This is a genomic window from Pseudomonas sp. NBRC 111132 (genome assembly GCF_001320565.1).
GTDB lineage: Bacteria > Pseudomonadota > Gammaproteobacteria > Pseudomonadales > Pseudomonadaceae > Aquipseudomonas > Aquipseudomonas putida_P.
The window spans coordinates 142,165-158,951 of sequence record NZ_BCBI01000001.1 but is presented as its reverse complement, the minus strand read 5'-3'; the positions used below and the strand labels follow the sequence as shown (position 1 = coordinate 158,951).

Here is a 16,787-nt window from a genome sequence, read left to right as displayed (position 1 = left end):
TTGCCCGCGAAAGCGCCAGTGAGTCCACTATCGCATTCGCGGGCAGGCCCGCTCCCACAGGACGACCCGTGCGCTGAGGTAACTTACAGGTCGCCGTAGCCCAGAGAACGCAGGGCGCGCTCGTCGTCGGACCAGCCGCCTTTCACCTTGACCCACAGGTTGAGCATGACCTTGGAGTCGAACAGCACCTCCATGTCCTTGCGCGCCTCAGAGCCGATACGCTTGATACGCTCGCCCTTGTCGCCAATGATAATTTTCTTCTGGCCGTCGCGTTCAACCAGGATCAGCGCGTGAATGTGCAGCACATGGCCCTGCTGCTTGAACTCCTCGATCTCCACGGTGATCTGGTAAGGCAGCTCCGCACCCAACTGGCGCATGATTTTCTCGCGCACCAGCTCGGCAGCCAGGAAGCGGCTGCTGCGGTCGGTGATCTGGTCTTCCGGGAAGAAGTGATCGTTCTCGGGGAGGTGCTTGGCGATCTGTGCTTCCAGCGCGTCGAGGTTGTGCCCCTGCTGCGCGGAAATCGGCATGACTTCGGCGTTCGGCAGTTGCTCCTGCAGCCATTGCAGGTGCGGGATCAACTCGGCCTTCTCTTCCATGCGGTCGGTCTTGTTGACCGCAATGATCAACGGGCCGGTCACGTACTGCACACGCTCCAGCACCAGTTGATCCTCGTCGGTCCACTTGGTGCGGTCGACCACGAAGATCACCACGTCGACGTCCTTCAGGGCCGCCGAGGCGTTGCGGTTCATGTAGCGGTTCAAGGCCTTGTCGTTGGCCTTGTGCATACCAGGGGTATCAACGTAGATCGCCTGTACATCACCCTCGGTCTTGATGCCGAGCATGTTGTGGCGGGTGGTCTGCGGCTTGCGCGAAGTGATCGCGAGCTTCTGGCCCAGGATGTGGTTGAGCAGGGTCGACTTGCCCACGTTGGGGCGGCCGACAATGGCCACGTAGCCGCAGCGAGTCGGGTTGTTATCAGTCATTGCCATTCTCCACGCCCAGGGCGATCAGTGCAGACGCGGCGGCGACTTGCTCGGCGATACGCCGGCTAACGCCCTGACCACGGCTCTTGTTGTTCAGCAGTACCACTTCGCATTCGACGAAGAAGGTGCGGCAGTGCGGTTCACCCTGGATATCCACTACTTCGTAACGCGGCAGCTCACAACTGCGCGACTGCAGGAACTCTTGCAGGCGGGTTTTCGGGTCCTTGTTGGTGTCGACCAGGGTCAGGCCCTCGAACTCGTCGGCCAGCCAGGCCAGGACGCGTTCCCGGGCAGTGTCCATGTCAGCGTCCAGGTAGATGGCACCAATCAGTGCCTCCAGGGCGTCGGCCAGGATCGACTCGCGACGGAAACCGCCACTTTTGAGCTCACCCGAACCCAGGCGCAGGTATTCGCCCAGGTCGAAACCACGGGCCAGGCGGGCCAGGGTCTCGCCCTTGACCAAGCGCGCGCGCAGGCGCGAAAGCTGGCCTTCGCGGGCCTGCGGGAAGCGCTCGAACAGCGCTTCGCCGGCGACGAAGTTGAGAATGGCATCGCCGAGAAACTCCAGGCGCTCATTGTTGCGCCCGGCGTAACTGCGATGGGTCAGCGCCAGGAGCATCTGGTCCTGGTTCTTGAAGGTGTAACCGAGCTTTCGCTCCAGACGGGCAAGGGAAGCACTCATGCGGCCACCCGTTGGTTGTTCAACGCGTTGTTCAAATCAACATCCTGAAAGACTGTTTGGCTGTGGTGCGCCGCGCGATGTGCGGCGAATCTCCCGATCCCTGAGAACACAGCCTATGTCAGAAATGCATTCGGCGCTGTCTGCTGGACAGCGCCGATGGGTATCAATGGATCAGACCGACCCGCGACAGGTTGGGCAGATGGCTGAGTTTGGGCTCTGGCCAGCTCATCCACACCGCGAAGGCCTTGCCGACAATGTTCCTGTCCGGAACCATGCCGTGCAGTTCCTTGGGAATGTTCGGGTCATCCCAGAAACGGCTGTCGTTGGAGTTGTCGCGGTTGTCGCCCATCATGAAGTAATGGCCTGCCGGCACGGTCCACTGCTGGTCCGGCGGCATGCGATAACGGCTCATCTCCTTGCGGATCAGGTGTTCGGCCTCGCCGAGCTTTTCCTTGTACAGCTGCGCGCTACCCAAGGTGCCCGGTTCGCTGCCCACCAGTTGTTCGGCAATCGGCTGGCCGTTGACGAACAACCGCTTGTCGTTGGTGTAGCGGACCACGTCGCCCGGCAGGCCTACTACACGCTTGATGTAGTTGACGTTCGGGTCGCTCGGGTAACGGAACACCATTACATCCCCGCGTTGCGGATCACCGACCTCGATGACCTTCTTGTCGATCACCGGCAGACGAATGCCGTACGAGAACTTGTTCACCAGGATGAAGTCGCCCACTTCCAGCGTCGGTTTCATCGAACCCGAAGGGATCTGGAACGGCTCGACCAGGAACGAACGCAGCACCAGCACGATGAACAGCACCGGGAAGAACGACTTGCCGTACTCGACCAGCAACGGCTCCTTGTTCAGGCGTTCGACCACCGCCATCTCGGGCTGGCTGACGCTGCCCTGATAGTTGGCGATTGCCGCACGCCGGCGCGGGGCCAGGAACAGCAGGTCGATCAAGCCCAGCAGACCGCAGACGAAGACGGCGATGACTAGCAACAGCGGGAAATTTAGCGACATAGGACCTAGCTATCCAACCTGAGCACGGCGAGGAAGGCTTCTTGTGGAATCTCCACGTTGCCCACCTGTTTCATGCGTTTCTTACCGGCCTTCTGCTTCTCCAGCAGTTTCTTCTTACGGCTGACGTCACCACCGTAGCACTTGGCCAGTACGTTCTTTCTGAGCGCCTTGACGGTTGTCCGCGCAATGATCTGGCCGCCAATGGCTGCCTGGATCGCCACGTCGAACATCTGCCGAGGGATCAGTTCCTTCATCTTCTCGGTCAACGCTCGGCCTTTGTAGGCCGCGTTGTCACGGTGCACGATCAATGCCAAGGCATCGACCTTGTCACCGTTGATCAGTACGTCCAGCTTGACCAGGTTGGCCGACTGGTAGCGATCGAAATGATAGTCCAGCGAAGCATAGCCGCGGCTGGTGGACTTGAGACGGTCGAAGAAGTCGAGCACCACTTCGTTCATCGGCATGTCGTAACGCACCTGCACCTGGCTGCCGAGGAACTGCATGTCGCGCTGAACGCCACGCTTCTCGATGCACAGGGTGATGACGTTGCCCAGGTGCTCCTGCGGCACCAGGATGGTCGCGGTGACGATCGGCTCGCGGAAGTCGGTGACGGACGAGACATCCGGCAGCTTCGACGGGTTGTCGACGACGATGGTTTCGCCGGTCTTGAGCTCGAGCTCGTAGATCACGCTCGGCGCCGTGGTGATCAGGTCCAGGTCGTATTCGCGCTCCAGGCGCTCCTGGATGATCTCCATGTGCAGCATGCCCAGGAAGCCGCAACGGAAGCCGAAGCCCAGTGCGTCGGAGCTTTCCGGCATGTACTGCAAGGACGAGTCGTTCAGGGTCAGCTTCTGCAGTGCATCGCGGAAGTCCTCGAAGTCGTCGGAGCTGACCGGGAACAGGCCGGCATAAACCTGTGGCTGGATTTTCTTGAAACCAGCCAGCACTTCGACCTCAGGGGTCGACGACAGGGTCAGGGTGTCACCCACCGGCGCACCATGAATGTCCTTGATGCTGGCGATGATGAAGCCCACTTCACCGGCTTTCAGATCTGCGGTCTGGGTGTGTTTCGGGGTGAATACACCGACGCTGTCGACCAGGTGCACCTTGCCGGTGGACTTGACCAGAATCTTGTCGCCTTTCTTTACACGGCCATGGCGCACGCGCACCAGCGAGACCACGCCCAGGTAGTTGTCGAACCAGGAGTCGATGATCAGCGCTTGCAGCGGTGCATCGATTTCGCCTTCCGGCGCTGGGATGGTGTGCACCAGGCGCTCGAGCACCTCGTCCACGCCCATGCCGCTCTTGGCGCTGCAGGCCACGGCGTCGGTAGCGTCGATACCGATGATCTTCTCGATCTCGTCCTTGACGCGGTCCGGGTCGGCCTGGGGCAGGTCCATCTTGTTCAGGACCGGCATGACTTCCAGGCCCTGCTCGATGGCGGTGTAGCAGTTGGCCACGGACTGGGCTTCAACGCCCTGGCCAGCATCGACCACCAGCAGTGCACCTTCACAGGCCGCCAGCGAGCGCGAGACTTCGTAGGTGAAGTCGACGTGACCGGGGGTGTCGATGAAGTTCAGCTGGTAGGTTTTGCCGTCTTGCGCCTTGTAGTGAAGCGTGACGCTGTGGGCCTTGATGGTGATACCGCGCTCACGCTCCAGGTCCATGGAATCGAGCACCTGGGCTTCCATTTCGCGTGCCGACAGGCCACCGCACATCTGGATGAAACGGTCGGCCAGCGTCGACTTGCCATGGTCGATGTGGGCGATGATGGAGAAATTGCGGATATGACTCAAATCACTCACAGGTCAACACTCGAAAAGGCTGCGAGCCGGACGCCCGCCGAAAAATAGCCGGGAATTGTACCTTAAGCTGCTGGGATATGGGAGATTCCTCTGTCCGACTGTACACAGCAATCACCCCCGCAATTGTGAAGATTCATGAAAAAGGGCAGCCGAAGCTGCCCTTTTCGCCTTGCGAAACCGCTTATTCAGCAAGCTTGAAGGTGATGAAGCTGGCGCGCCCCTGACGCAGGACGCGCATCGATACCGAACGGTTCTTCGGCAGCTCCTTGGCGATTTCGGTGAATTCCTTGGCCGAACCGATGGCCTGGTTGTTCAGGTGGCTGATGACATCACCCGGGCGCAGGCCAATCATGGCTGCGGGGCCATCCTGCACTTCCTTGATGACCACGCCTCCTTTGAGTTCCAGAGATTTCTTCTGCTCGGCGGTCAGGTCGGCCACCGATACGCCCAGGCGGTTGCTGCTGCGCTCGGCGCTGCCTTCGGCGCCAGTGCCAATGTCGGCATCGTCGTCCGGCAGTGCGCCCACGCTGATGTCCAGGTTCTGACGCTTGCCGTTGCGGATGATTTCCAGCTTGGCCTTCTCGCCATCCTTGAGGCCGCCAACCAGGTGCGGCAGGTCGGCCGACATGACGATAGGCTGGCCGTTCATGCTGAGGATCACGTCACCCACCTGCAGGCCGCCCTTGGCAGCCGGGCCGTTTTCCAATACCTGGGCCACCAGGGCACCCGCAGGCTTGTCCAGGCCGAAGGATTCAGCCAGGTCCTTGTTGACCTCCTGAATCACTACACCCAGCCAGCCACGGCTGACCTTGCCGTCTTTTTTCAACTGGTTGGAGACATCGATCGCCACATCGATCGGGATGGCGAACGACAAGCCCATGAAACCGCCAGAACGGGTGAAGATCTGCGAGTTGATACCCACCACTTCGCCCTTCATGTTGAACAGCGGACCACCGGAGTTACCCGGGTTGATGGCCACGTCGGTCTGGATGAACGGTACGTAGGTGTCATTGGGCAGGGTCCGGCCCTTGGCGCTGACGATACCTTTGGTCACCGAATGGTCGAAGCCGAACGGCGAACCGATGGCCAGTACCCACTCACCCACCTTGAGCTTCTCGGAATCACCCAGCTTCACGATCGGCAGGTTCTTGCCCTCGACCTTCAGCAGGGCCACGTCGGTACGCGGGTCGGTGCCGACCAATTTGGCCTGCAGCTCGCTGCGGTCCGACAGGCGGACGATGATCTCGTCGGCGTCGGCGACCACGTGGTTGTTGGTGAGCACGTAGCCATCACTGGAAATGATGAAGCCCGAGCCCAGCGACTGCGCCTCGCGCTGGCGGTCACCGCGTGGCGAGCGCGGCTGCTGCGGCATGTTGCGTTCGAAGAACTCGCGGAACATCGGCGGCAGGCCTTCCAGGTCCGGCATCTGCCCTGCAGCGATGCGGCGATCCGGCAGCTTCTGCTTGGTACTGATGTTGACCACCGCCGGCGAGGCCTGCTCGACCAGGGTGGTGAAGTCCGGCAGGGCTTCCTCGGCCTGGGCGGTGAGCACCTGGCCGAGCATGAGCACGGCGGCGAACATCGTTAGGTAGGATTTCAAGCGTGGTATTGACATACGGCTCCCGTCACAACGAGCGGTAGTTTAGAAAGACCCCTGCACAAAGCAGGAAAGGCCAGGCTCCAAGAAGCCTGACCTATAGAAAATTTGCCGAAGGATTGCAAATGACAATGCTTTAATTTCATTTCAGCCGTATGTCCACCTGCCTTGGCATGGCCCGCAAAAGCACGCCATTACTGACGTGCCTGGGCATCCTGTGGGCGCATCGACAAGGCGACACGTTCTGCCGTACCCAGTGGTATTTCGCCAACCACGGTCACCATCACTTTGCCTTTGGGCGTGTTCAGACGGCGCGAGACAGCGGAAGTAGGGCCCAGCTGGGTGCGCATGTCCGTACCGCCATCATCGTTCACTTGTTCGAGGAACACTGAGAAACGCGCCAGGCCATCGTCATACATAAGGCTGCTGACCGAGCTGTTGCGTTTGGAGTCCTGGCGCACCGAACTGTTGACCAGTTCGAAACCAGGTGGCAACCAGTCCGAACGCCAGCCGGCGACCGTGTCATTGCTGCCGGACGCCACATGCTGCACCGGTTTGCACGCGGCACTGGGGCGCAGGTCAGCATCACTGGGTAATTCGTCGGTATCGAGGCGAGTCATCTGGAAGCGCTCCAGCAACTGCCCCTTGTCGTTGAGCATCAACGAGCGCAGCGGCAGGCCAGTGTTACGGTCCAGATGCAATTCGAACGCATAGCGGTGCTGGTCGCGTGGCGTGAGCGTGACGATCACGGCGTCGCGCCCGGCGACCCGTGACTTGCCTGCCACACTCAAATCGTACCAGCCCATCAGTTTCAGCGGATCAAGTACACGTGGCGCGGTATCCGGCGGCGTCGTAACACCGCTGACCAAGGCCCCGCTGACACACGCCACCTTGCCATCCACGCGCACGATTTCCTGGGCGGCGCCATCGAGCTGCAACAGCCGCTCGCTGACCTTGCCGTCCTCGACCCTGTGCCAGATATCGTGGGAAGAGAAGCTGCCGTTGCGTTCGTAGACGAAAGAGCCTTGATAGCTCTGTTTTTGCTCGGCCTGTGCCAGCTTGTTCAGCCATTCACTCGCCTCGGGCGAGGAGTTGGCCGCCAATGCTGGCACCGTCATGCAGCTGCCAATCAGCAGCGACAGGAGAGGTAGCGCGCGCATGATCCTCCTTACTTAACGGTTTTCCAGGCTGGCGGCGCGGGCATACGGCAATGCCGTTTCAGTGCCTTTGAGCGCGGATTCCTGGGCATGCTGGCGCAGGTAACCTGGCAGACGCTGATCCCAGCCGGCCTGGTTCTGCAGCACGCCATTGGCCATTGGCCCGGTCGGTTGCTCACTGCTCTCACTATAGCCTGCCAAAACAGCCGGGCCCTGTGCTTGTGGCACGCTCAGACCTTGCTGGACAGGTTGCTGGGCAGCCAGCTCGGCACCCGTGATTTCGTCCTGGTTGTACATGCGTACACCGGCCAGCACCGCTACGGTCACCGAGGCGGCTACCGCAAGGCGCCCAATGCTGCGCCACGGGCCTTTCTTGACCTTGGCGGGCACGGCTTCGTCGGCCAGCGCAGCAGACACCGCCGAGGCGATATCCAGGTTGGGCAGCAGCAACTCCTTGTGCATGGCTGCACGGGCGACCTGGTAACGCGACCAGGTGGCACGGGTTTCGGCATCGTCGACGGCGTTCAACACCCGACGCAGTTCCAGTTCGTCCGCTTCGTTATCCATCACCGCGGACAGCGATTCCTGCAAAGCTTCACGACTCATGGCGGTTCCTCTCTTGGCTGTCGCCGCTGTCTCAGGTTTCCTGCAACAACGGCTGCAGGGCTTTGTCTATGGCCTCCCGAGCGCGGAAGATTCGAGAGCGCACGGTACCCACCGGACATTGCATGACACTGGCAATGTCTTCGTAACTCAGTCCGTCGAACTCGCGCAGGGTCAATGCCGTACGCAGGTCTTCGGGCAGCTGCTGGATGGTGCGATGGACAGTGCCTTCGATTTCATCCCGCAACAACGAGCGCTCTGGGGACTCGAGATCCTTGAGACCATGATCGCCGTCGTAAAACTCCGCATCCTCGGAGCTCACATCGCTGTCTGGCGGCCGTCTTCCACGGGACACCAGGTAGTTCTTCGCCGTGTTGATGGCGATGCGGTACAGCCACGTATAAAACGCACTGTCGCCGCGAAAGTTGCCAAGCGCACGGTAGGCCTTGATAAAGGCTTCCTGTGCTACATCCTGGGCCTCGTGGGTGTCGTGAACGAACCGCACGATCAACCCGAGAATCTTGTGCTGATACTTCAGCACCAACAGATCGAACGCTCGCCTGTCGCCGCGCTGAACGCGCTCGACAAGCTGCTGATCCTCTTCCTGGGTTAGCATGAACACTCCTCAGTGAACTCGAAGGAGCGCTGCAACAGCCATCGTTCAGGCTTGCAACCATAGACTCGGGCTTTGCGCAAAAGTTCTCCCCTCCAAGCAAGTTTCCTGCAGCCCTTGGTCGGCTTGCACGGAAGACGCTGCGCGGTCACGGCCGGCTAACGTCGATAATCAGGTTTCGAATACGCAGGAGCAGCCCGGACAGGCCTGCCGCCCTGCGTCGCCGCGGCAAATTGTGGCGTACGGGCAGCCTTCATAGGATTTCCGGCCATGCCGGAAAGTTCCCACAAAGGTTGCCGCAACCTGGCAAGTGGCATGGAAATTGGCCACCCGGGGCTGCTATAAAGGCATCCCGGCCAAGTTTAACGATAGTTTCACAATGCCATCTGCGCGTGACTATTGTGCCGCGCCCCTTCCAAAGATTACTAGTGTCCCGACATGAGCCAACAATTCCAACATGATGTCCTGGTGATCGGCAGCGGTGCCGCCGGTCTCAGCCTGGCACTTAACCTCCCCAGCCACCTGCGCGTTGCCGTGCTCAGCAAGGGCGACCTGGCCAACGGCTCGACCTTCTGGGCCCAAGGCGGTGTCGCGGCGGTGCTGGACAACACTGACACCGTCCAGTCGCATGTCGAAGACACCCTCAATGCTGGCGGCGGCCTTTGCCATGAAGAAGCGGTGCGTTTTACCGTCGAGCACAGCCGTGAAGCCATCCAGTGGTTGATCGAGCAAGGCGTGCCCTTCACCCGCGACGAGCACTACAGCGTCGATGATGGCGGCTTCGAGTTCCACCTCACCCGTGAAGGCGGCCATAGCCACCGGCGCATCATCCATGCCGCCGACGCCACTGGCGCGGCCATTTTCACCACGCTGCTGGAGCAGGCTCGCCAGCGCCCGAATATCCAGCTGCTGGAGCAGCGCGTGGCGGTCGACCTGATTACCGAACGTCGCCTGGGCCTGCCCGGCGAACGCTGCCTTGGCGCCTACGTGCTCGACCGTAACACCGGTGAGGTAGACACCTTTGGTGCGCGCTTCACCGTGCTGGCCACTGGCGGTGCGGCCAAGGTCTATCTCTATACCAGCAACCCCGACGGCGCCTGCGGCGACGGTATCGCCATGGCCTGGCGGGCCGGTTGTCGGGTGGCGAACCTGGAATTCAACCAGTTCCACCCGACCTGCCTGTACCACCCACAGGCCAAGAGCTTCCTGGTCACCGAAGCCCTGCGCGGCGAGGGCGCCCTGTTGCGCCTGCCCAACGGCGAACGCTTCATGCCACGCTTCGACCCACGCGAAGAGCTGGCCCCCCGCGACATCGTGGCCCGCGCCATCGACCACGAAATGAAGCGCCTGGGCGTGGACTGCGTCTACCTGGACATCACTCACAAGCCAGCCGATTTCATCAAGAGCCACTTCCCTACCGTATACGAGCGCTGCCTGGCCTTTGGCATCGACATCACTCGTCAGCCCATCCCGGTGGTACCTGCTGCGCACTACACCTGCGGCGGGGTGATGGTCGACGACCGCGGCCATACCGACGTGCCAGGTTTGTATGCCATCGGTGAAACCAGCTTCACCGGCCTTCACGGCGCCAACCGCATGGCGAGCAACTCGCTGCTGGAATGCTTCGTCTATGGCCGCGCTGCCGCCGCTGACATCCAGGCAAATCTGGAGCAAGTGCCCATGCCCAAAGCCCTGCCCAGTTGGGATGCCAGCCAGGTCACCGACTCGGACGAAGACGTGATCATTGCGCACAACTGGGACGAATTGCGGCGGTTCATGTGGGACTACGTGGGCATTGTGCGCACCAGCAAGCGCCTGCAGCGGGCCCAGCACCGCATTCGGCTGCTGCTGGATGAAATCGACGAGTTCTACAGCAACTACAAGGTCAGCCGCGATCTGATCGAATTGCGCAACCTGGCTCAGGTCGCCGAGCTGATGATCTTGTCGGCGATGCAGCGCAAGGAGAGCCGTGGGTTGCATTACACCCTGGATTACCCGGGGATGTTGGACGAGGCCAAGGATACCGTTCTTAGTCCAGTCTGACATTTGCAGCGCCTGTGAGATCGAGCGCCGCGCGGGCGGCCCTCGATCTCACAGGCGCTGCCCCCGCTACGTCGAACACTTCTCAGCCCTGCCCCATTCCCACCTCAGCCCAGCGCCGCCGACTGAACTTCAACCGCACCCGCAAGTGCCGATGCTCATCAGCCCCCAGCGCATCCCGCGGTATGCACTGGCTCTCCCCCCACCATCGCCCCGCCCGCTCGAAGCGCACCACCACCAACCCCGGCAACGCCACGCTATCCCGACACAGCCGCACCGGCTGCCACCCGCAGGCACGGCTGAACACCTGCCAGCCGCGCGCATCACGCCGCAGGCCGACAACGGCATGCTCATGGGTCAACAAGATACGACGAGGAATGGCCCAGCTAGCGTGGGCAAGACAGGCAGCGACAACAAAAAAAGCCAACCACCCAGGCAGCGCGCTCGCCCACACGGCAAGCCACGCCACTGCCTGGCAGGCCAAGTAGGCCGTCAGCAGCAGGCGCGAGCCTTGCCAACGGCACTCGAAGCACTCACTTGGGCTGGACACGGTCCAGAATGATGCGGACCATGCGCTGCAGCTCCGGGTCTTCCGACTCGGTGCGCTCCATGAACCAGCCGAACATGTCCTGATCCTCACAGCTCAACAGACGCACATAAAGCTCACGATCAGTCTCGTTGAGGGTGGGGTAGACTTCCTGGGTGAAAGGCACCAGCAGCACGTCCAGTTCCAGCATGCCGCGGCGGCTGTGCCAGAAAAGCCGGTTGAGTTCAGTTTGTTCGACCATGGGGCCCTCCTCGAATGGCCCGCCAGTATACAGCCAGGCGCGTCAGGCGACACCGGGCGTTGGTCTAGTCACCTACCTATTTTGTTACCGGCGTTCTATGATGGCCGCCAGTCTTTAGCCACCGCGATGACCCATGGCCGATTCCGCTTTCTTCTGCCCCCTGTCCCACGAGGGCATCCTCGCTGTCCGCGGCTCCGATGCAGGCAAGTTCCTGCAAGGCCAGCTGACCTGCAATATCAACTACCTCAGCCAGGAGCACGCCAGCCTCGGTGCCCGCTGCATGGTCAAGGGGCGCATGCAGTCGAGCTTCCGCATCGTGCCTGAAGGCAACGGCTACCTGCTGGCCATGGCCAGCGAACTGCTCGACGCACAACTGGCGGACCTTAAGAAGTACGCTGTGTTCTCCAAGGCCACGCTGACCGACGAAAGCAGCGCCTGGGCACGCTTCGGCCTGCAGGGTGGAGACGCTGCGCTGCAGGCGCTGGGGCTCGATGTGCCCGCGGCCGCCGGCAGTACTGTGCGCCATGCCGGGCTGATCGCTGTTGCGGTATCCGCTGGCCGCGTGGAGCTGTGGGTACCTGCGGCCGACGCCGAGCCTGTACGCCAGGCCCTCGCCGCAGCCCTGCCCGAGGGCAGTGTCAACGATTGGCTGCTGGGGCAGATTCGCGCCGGTATCGGCCAGGTCATGGGGCAGACCCGTGAACTGTTCATCCCACAGATGATCAACCTGCAGGCTGTCGATGGCGTCAGCTTCAAGAAAGGCTGCTACACCGGCCAGGAAATCGTCGCCCGCATGCAGTACCTGGGCAAGCTCAAACGCCGTCAGTACCGCCTGGCACTGGACCAGCAGGCCATTCCGGCCCCGGGTGCCGAGATTTTCTCGCCCACCCATGGTTCGTCGGTCGGTGAAGTGGTCATTGCGGCCAGCAACGGTCCGGGCTGCGAACTGCTCGCGGTGCTCAGCGCCGATGCGGTGGCAGACGACAACCTGCACCTGGGCAGCCTCGAAGGCCCGCGCCTGCAAGTGCTGACCCTGCCTTACGAACTGGACCGCGACCGGGAAATCCAACGCTGACCAGCCTGCCCCGTCCCTGTGGCGGGGCCGCACCACCACTGCGGTAGACATGCCCATGAACAAGCTGGCCGAGATGGTTCAAGCACAATTGCTCGACGCCATCGAAAAGGATGACCTGGTCCTGCCCACCCTGCCCGAGGTTGCCTTGAGCATCCGCGAGGCAGCGGAAGACAGCGAGATCAGCGTAGCGGCCCTGAGCAAGGTGATCGGTCGTGACGCGGCCCTTTCAGCGCGCCTGATCAAGGTCGTCAACAGCCCGCTGCTGCGCGCGGCGGTCGAGGTTACCGACCTGCACACCGCCATCACACGGCTGGGCATCAACTACAGCTGCAACCTGGCCATCGGCCTGGTGATCGAGCAGATTTTCCATGCCCGCTCGCCGGCGGTTGAGCAAAAGCTGCGAGACATATGGGCTAACAGCCTGGAGGTGGCGGGCATCAGCTACGAAGTGTGCCGCCGATACACGCAACTCAAGCCCGACCAGGCGACCTTGGGCGGCCTGGTCAACCAGATTGGCGCACTGCCGGTACTGATCTATGCCGAAGAACACAACGAGCTGTTGTCCGACCCGGTTTGCCTGCATTACGTGATCGAGCAGATTCAGCCGGTGCTGGGGGACAAGATCCTCAAGGCTTGGGAGTTTCCGGAACAACTTGTCAACCTGCCGAGCCAGGTTCAGGACCTGGACCGGCAGACCGACAAGATCGACTACATCGACATCGTGCAGATCGCCCGCTGCATCAGCCAGCGCGGCCGCCACCGGCCGTTGGCGGCACTGCCGGCGTACCGCCATCTGGGGCTGCCGTTTGGCACCGAGCTGGAGGTGGACGAACTGCTTGAGGCGCGGAGCATGTTGCGCTGACCGGTGCGAAGCCCTGGCAGGGCCATCAATCTGCGATAAAACTTACCCGCACCCGCAACCCGCCCTTCTCGCCATCATGCAGGCTCACCTGCGCCAGATGCGCCCGGCAGATTTCGCCAACAATCGCCAACCCAAGCCCACTGCCCTGGGCACTGCGGCGGTAGAACCGCTCGAACACCCGCTCGCGCTCAGCCTCGGGAATACCGGGCCCGTCGTCCTCCACTTCCAGCACCGCCGGCGCAACGACCCGCAAAATCACGTTGCCACCCGCTGGCGTATGCGCCAAGGCGTTGTCCACCAGGTTGCTCAACAGCTCGTTCAACAGTGTCGGCTCACCCTTGAGCCACACGGGTGCCTCGGCTTCCAGCGCCAGCGCCACTCCACGTTTGTGCGCCAGGGGCGCCATGGCCATGCCCAGCTCGCGCGCCAACTGGCTTAGGTCCAGGCGTTGCGCGCCACCTTCGGCAATTGCCCGTGCGCCATTCTCGACCCGCGCCAACGACAGCAGCTGGTTGGCCAGATGGGTCAACCTGTCGGTGCCCTGGGCCGCTGACTCCAAGGTCTGTCGCCACTCCTGCGGCTCGGACGAGCGCAAACCCAACTCGACCCGCGCCTTCAGCGCTGCCAGCGGCGTACGCAGTTCGTGGGCGGCGTCGGCAATGAACTGCGCCTGGCGCTCGAACTGGCCACGCAAGCGCTCGGTAAAGTGGTTCAAGGCCCGCACCAGCGGGCTCAGCTCGCGCTGCACCTGCACCACCGGCAAGGCGCGCAAGTCGTCAGGCTGGCGCTCTTCTACCGCTGTGCGCAGGCGCTCCAACGGCCGCAAGGCGGCACTCACGGCAAACCACACCATCACCAGCGCAGCCAACGCCAGCATGCCCAGGCGCAGCAGGGTATCGGCCATCAATCCACGGGCCATGCGCACCCGCGCTTCCTCGGTTTCGGCCACGCGGATTTCCGCCATGCCGTTCATGTTCGGCTCGCTTACCGGCTTCAGCAGGCTCACCACGCGCACGTCCTGGCCCAGGTAAGTGGCGTTGTAGAACCGCGCCAAGGCCGGGTAGTCGTCGGTGCGCGGCGTGCCGGGCGGTGGCGGCGGAAGGTTCTCGTAGCCGGAAATCAGCCGCTGCTTGATGTCCAGTACCTGGTAGTAAATGCGTCCGGCACTGTCGTAGGCGAATGTGTCCAAGGCTACGTAGGGCACATCCGCGCTCAACGAGCCATCGCGTTGCGACAGGCCTGCGGCGATGGTTCGTGCCGAGGCCAGCAAGGTGCGGTCGTAGGCGGTGTCGGCGGCTTCGCGGCCGTTCCAGTAGGCACTCAGGCCGCTGGCCAGCATCAGTACCACCAGCAGCAACGCCAGGTTGCCCAGCAAGCGCCCGCGCAGGCTACCGTTGTCACGCATCGCGGTGCTCGAGCAGGTAGCCAAGGCCACGGAAAGTAACGATAGCCACCGGGTGGCCGTCGAGCTTCTTGCGCAGCCGGTGGATGTAGATTTCGATGGCGTCGGGGCTGGCCTCTTCGTCCAGGCCGAACACCTGGGCAGCCAGTTGCTCCTTGCTCATCACCCGGCCCGGCCGGGCGATCAGCGCTTCCAGCACGCTTTGCTCGCGCGAGGTGAGGGTCAGGTTATCTGCGCCGAGGGTAAAGCGCCGGGTGTCCAGGTCATAGACCAGCGGCCCGCAACGCTGCTGGCGCTCGCCACCGAGCACGCTGCGGCGCAGCAAGGCCTTGACCCTTGCTTCCAGCTCAGTGAGCTCGAACGGCTTGGCCAGGTAATCGTCGGCGCCAAGGTTCAGGCCATGAACACGGTCCTTGACGTCGCTGCGCGCGGTCAGCATCAGCACTGGCAAGGTCTTGCCACGGCCGCGCAGACGCGCCAGCACCTCGAAGCCGTCCATGCGCGGCAAGCCGACATCCAGCACGGCCACAGCGTATTCCTCGCTGGCCAGGGCCAGGTCGGCAGCCACGCCGTCATGCAGCACATCCACGGTCAGGCCGTGGCTTTTCAAGGCCAGGGCCACGCTTTCGGCCAGTTGCAGGTGGTCTTCGACCAGCAGTACACGCATCGGATTCTCCCTGCTCGGGTGGGGCAGTGGCGCGGAGTGTACCGCTGTCACCCCGCCTGTGAAGCCCCTTGTAACAAACCTTCTCGCTGAAAGGTTAGCGAAAGGTTCGTTGCCTAGCATCGCACCACGGTCGCCCTTCGCGCCGAAAAAAGCACCAGCAAGGTGCAACGAATAAGAACAATAAACGGAGTCATCGACGATGCTGTCATCGCAGCCGCAGGCGTTCGCGCCTACCCGTTCCTTTGCCGCACGCCCCTCTGCCATCGCCAGCGCCCTCGCGCTTGCCGGTGTCGCCCCGATGAGCCAGGCCGCCTTCTTCGAAGACAGCACGGCCACCTTCGAAACCCGCAACATGTACTTCAACCGCGACTTCCGCGACGGCACCAGCGCGCAGCAGTCCAAGCGCGACGAATGGGCCCAGGGCTTCATCCTCAACTTCGAGTCCGGCTACACCGATGGCACCGTGGGCTTTGGCCTGGACGCATTGGGCATGCTCGGCATCAAGCTCGACTCCAGCCCCGACCGTACCGACACTGGCCTGCTGCCGACCCACGATGACGGCAAGGCTGCCGATGAGTATTCCAAGCTGGGCCTGACCGGCAAGGTGAAGATCTCCCAAACCGAGCTCAAGATCGGCACCCTGATCCCCGAGCTGCCAACGCTGCAGCCCAACGACGGGCGTATCCTGCCGCAAACCTTCGAGGGCGGCCTGCTTACTTCCAAGGAGATCAAGGGCCTGACCTTCACCGGTGGCCGCCTGGACAAGGCCAAGGACCGCAACGACACCAACTGGGAAGACTTGGCGCTGAACAACAAGAACGGCCGCTTCGGTGGCACCTTCAGCGCCGACAACCTGGCCCTGGGCGGGCTCGACTACCAGTTCACCGACCGTATCACCGGCAGCTACCACTTCGCCCAGCTCGACGATATCTACCGCCAGCACTTCATCGGCATGGTCGCCACCCAGCCATGGGGCCCAGGCACCTTGGGCGCCGACCTGCGCCTGGCGGTGAGCGACGACGCCGGCGCCGCCAAGGCCGGCAACATCGACAACACCACCTTCAACGGCATGCTCAGCTACGCCCTGGGCGGGCACAAGGTCAGCGCCGCCTGGCAGCAGCTGTCTGGCGACAGCGCCTTCCCCTATGTCGATGGCGCCGACCCGTACCTGGTCAACTTCGTCCAGATCAACGACTTCGCCGGTGCCGACGAACGCTCCTGGCAGGCGCGCTACGACTACAACTTCGCCGCGCTCGGCGTGCCCGGCCTGACCTTCATGACCCGCTACATCAGCGGTGACAACGTCAGCCGTGCGGCCGGCGGTGAAGGCAAAGAGTGGGAACGCAACACGGAACTTAAGTACGTGGTACAAAGCGGCCCGTTGAAGAACGTCGCCGTGCGCCTGCGCAACGCCACCTTCCGCTCCAACTTCGCCCGCGACGCCGACGAAGTGAGGCTGTTGGTCAGCTACAGCGTGGCGCTGTGGTAACCC

The 16,787-nt window shown here is 62.4% G+C and carries 16 protein-coding genes; 4 read left to right on the top strand and 12 right to left on the bottom strand.

Annotation, left to right across the window (positions count from 1 at the left end):
• Window positions 1-83: 83 nt before the first annotated feature.
• The 8 genes from era to rpoE form a co-directional block, all read right to left on the bottom strand.
• Window positions 84-986, bottom strand: a complete 903-nt coding sequence (gene era / locus APH35_RS00720; RefSeq protein ID WP_012273926.1) for a GTPase Era — start codon at window positions 984-986, stop codon at window positions 84-86.
• Window positions 979-1,668, bottom strand: a complete 690-nt coding sequence (gene rnc / locus APH35_RS00715; RefSeq protein ID WP_060514037.1) for a ribonuclease III — start codon at window positions 1,666-1,668, stop codon at window positions 979-981. The genes era and rnc overlap by 8 nt, the downstream gene beginning before the upstream one ends.
• A 163-nt stretch (window positions 1,669-1,831) precedes the next feature.
• On the bottom strand, window positions 1,832-2,686 hold the full coding sequence (gene lepB, locus APH35_RS00710) for a signal peptidase I (RefSeq protein WP_012273928.1): 855 nt from the start codon (window positions 2,684-2,686) through the stop codon (window positions 1,832-1,834).
• Window positions 2,687-2,691: 5 nt separating this feature from the next.
• Window positions 2,692-4,491 (bottom strand): translation elongation factor 4, encoded by a 1,800-nt coding sequence (lepA, locus tag APH35_RS00705; RefSeq protein WP_041166580.1) that lies wholly within the window; start codon window positions 4,489-4,491, stop codon window positions 2,692-2,694.
• A gap of 181 nt (window positions 4,492-4,672) precedes the next feature.
• A complete protein-coding gene (locus APH35_RS00700; protein ID WP_370739325.1) occupies window positions 4,673-6,073 on the bottom strand; it encodes a DegQ family serine endoprotease in 1,401 nt (466 codons plus the stop codon).
• Window positions 6,074-6,282: 209 nt separating this feature from the next.
• Window positions 6,283-7,248, bottom strand: coding sequence for a MucB/RseB C-terminal domain-containing protein (locus tag APH35_RS00695; RefSeq protein ID WP_012273931.1), 966 nt, complete (start codon window positions 7,246-7,248; stop codon window positions 6,283-6,285).
• Window positions 7,249-7,260: 12 nt separating this feature from the next.
• The gene (locus APH35_RS00690; RefSeq protein WP_003252050.1) at window positions 7,261-7,851 is read right to left on the bottom strand and encodes a sigma-E factor negative regulatory protein; all 591 of its coding nucleotides are present in this window, start codon (window positions 7,849-7,851) and stop codon (window positions 7,261-7,263) included.
• Window positions 7,852-7,882: 31 nt separating this feature from the next.
• Complete coding sequence (gene rpoE / locus APH35_RS00685; RefSeq protein WP_003252049.1) at window positions 7,883-8,464, bottom strand: RNA polymerase sigma factor RpoE; 582 nt, start codon at window positions 8,462-8,464, stop codon at window positions 7,883-7,885.
• 435 nt (window positions 8,465-8,899) lie between these two features.
• Between rpoE and nadB the strand changes: the two genes are divergently transcribed.
• Window positions 8,900-10,504, top strand: coding sequence for an L-aspartate oxidase (gene nadB / locus APH35_RS00680; protein WP_060514036.1), 1,605 nt, complete (start codon window positions 8,900-8,902; stop codon window positions 10,502-10,504).
• Between the two features lie 82 nt (window positions 10,505-10,586).
• On the opposite strand, the gene APH35_RS00675 is transcribed toward nadB, so the two are convergent.
• Window positions 10,587-11,051, bottom strand: coding sequence for a protein YgfX (locus APH35_RS00675; protein ID WP_060514035.1), 465 nt, complete (start codon window positions 11,049-11,051; stop codon window positions 10,587-10,589).
• Window positions 11,035-11,289 carry an FAD assembly factor SdhE gene (locus tag APH35_RS00670; RefSeq protein WP_003252043.1) on the bottom strand — a complete coding sequence of 85 codons (255 nt, stop codon included), beginning with the start codon at window positions 11,287-11,289 and terminating at the stop codon, window positions 11,035-11,037. Before APH35_RS00670 ends, APH35_RS00675 begins: the two co-directional genes overlap by 17 nt.
• Window positions 11,290-11,422: 133 nt before the next feature.
• Between APH35_RS00670 and ygfZ the strand changes: the two genes are divergently transcribed.
• Window positions 11,423-12,364, top strand: coding sequence for a CAF17-like 4Fe-4S cluster assembly/insertion protein YgfZ (gene ygfZ / locus APH35_RS00665; RefSeq protein WP_060494209.1), 942 nt, complete (start codon window positions 11,423-11,425; stop codon window positions 12,362-12,364).
• A 55-nt stretch (window positions 12,365-12,419) separates the two neighbouring features.
• Window positions 12,420-13,226, top strand: coding sequence for an HDOD domain-containing protein (locus APH35_RS00660; RefSeq protein WP_041166581.1), 807 nt, complete (start codon window positions 12,420-12,422; stop codon window positions 13,224-13,226).
• A gap of 25 nt (window positions 13,227-13,251) precedes the next feature.
• Here APH35_RS00660 and APH35_RS00655 read toward each other — a convergent pair whose 3' ends face one another.
• A complete protein-coding gene (locus tag APH35_RS00655) occupies window positions 13,252-14,631 on the bottom strand; it encodes a sensor histidine kinase (protein WP_060514034.1) in 1,380 nt (459 codons plus the stop codon).
• Entirely contained in the window at window positions 14,624-15,295 is a 672-nt protein-coding gene (locus APH35_RS00650) for a response regulator (protein WP_012273941.1), read from the bottom strand. The genes APH35_RS00655 and APH35_RS00650 overlap by 8 nt, the downstream gene beginning before the upstream one ends.
• A 199-nt stretch (window positions 15,296-15,494) precedes the next feature.
• Here APH35_RS00650 and APH35_RS00645 point away from each other — a divergent pair, with 199 nt between their 5' ends.
• Window positions 15,495-16,784, top strand: coding sequence for an OprD family porin (locus APH35_RS00645; protein WP_012273942.1), 1,290 nt, complete (start codon window positions 15,495-15,497; stop codon window positions 16,782-16,784).
• The last annotated feature ends 3 nt before the right edge of the window (window positions 16,785-16,787 follow it).

Coding starts and splice junctions, on each gene's coding strand:
- era (WP_012273926.1), bottom strand. CDS start 986: ATGACTGATAACAACCCGACTCGCTGCGGCTACGTGGCCATTGTCGGC.
- rnc (WP_060514037.1), bottom strand. CDS start 1,668: ATGAGTGCTTCCCTTGCCCGTCTGGAGCGAAAGCTCGGTTACACCTTC.
- lepB (WP_012273928.1), bottom strand. CDS start 2,686: ATGTCGCTAAATTTCCCGCTGTTGCTAGTCATCGCCGTCTTCGTCTGC.
- APH35_RS00700 (WP_370739325.1), bottom strand. CDS start 6,073: ATGTTCGCCGCCGTGCTCATGCTCGGCCAGGTGCTCACCGCCCAGGCC.
- APH35_RS00695 (WP_012273931.1), bottom strand. CDS start 7,248: ATGCGCGCGCTACCTCTCCTGTCGCTGCTGATTGGCAGCTGCATGACG.
- APH35_RS00690 (WP_003252050.1), bottom strand. CDS start 7,851: ATGAGTCGTGAAGCTTTGCAGGAATCGCTGTCCGCGGTGATGGATAAC.
- rpoE (WP_003252049.1), bottom strand. CDS start 8,464: ATGCTAACCCAGGAAGAGGATCAGCAGCTTGTCGAGCGCGTTCAGCGC.
- nadB (WP_060514036.1), top strand. CDS start 8,900: ATGAGCCAACAATTCCAACATGATGTCCTGGTGATCGGCAGCGGTGCC.
- APH35_RS00670 (WP_003252043.1), bottom strand. CDS start 11,289: ATGGTCGAACAAACTGAACTCAACCGGCTTTTCTGGCACAGCCGCCGC.
- ygfZ (WP_060494209.1), top strand. CDS start 11,423: ATGGCCGATTCCGCTTTCTTCTGCCCCCTGTCCCACGAGGGCATCCTC.
- APH35_RS00660 (WP_041166581.1), top strand. CDS start 12,420: ATGAACAAGCTGGCCGAGATGGTTCAAGCACAATTGCTCGACGCCATC.
- APH35_RS00655 (WP_060514034.1), bottom strand. CDS start 14,631: ATGCGTGACAACGGTAGCCTGCGCGGGCGCTTGCTGGGCAACCTGGCG.
- APH35_RS00650 (WP_012273941.1), bottom strand. CDS start 15,295: ATGCGTGTACTGCTGGTCGAAGACCACCTGCAACTGGCCGAAAGCGTG.
- APH35_RS00645 (WP_012273942.1), top strand. CDS start 15,495: ATGCTGTCATCGCAGCCGCAGGCGTTCGCGCCTACCCGTTCCTTTGCC.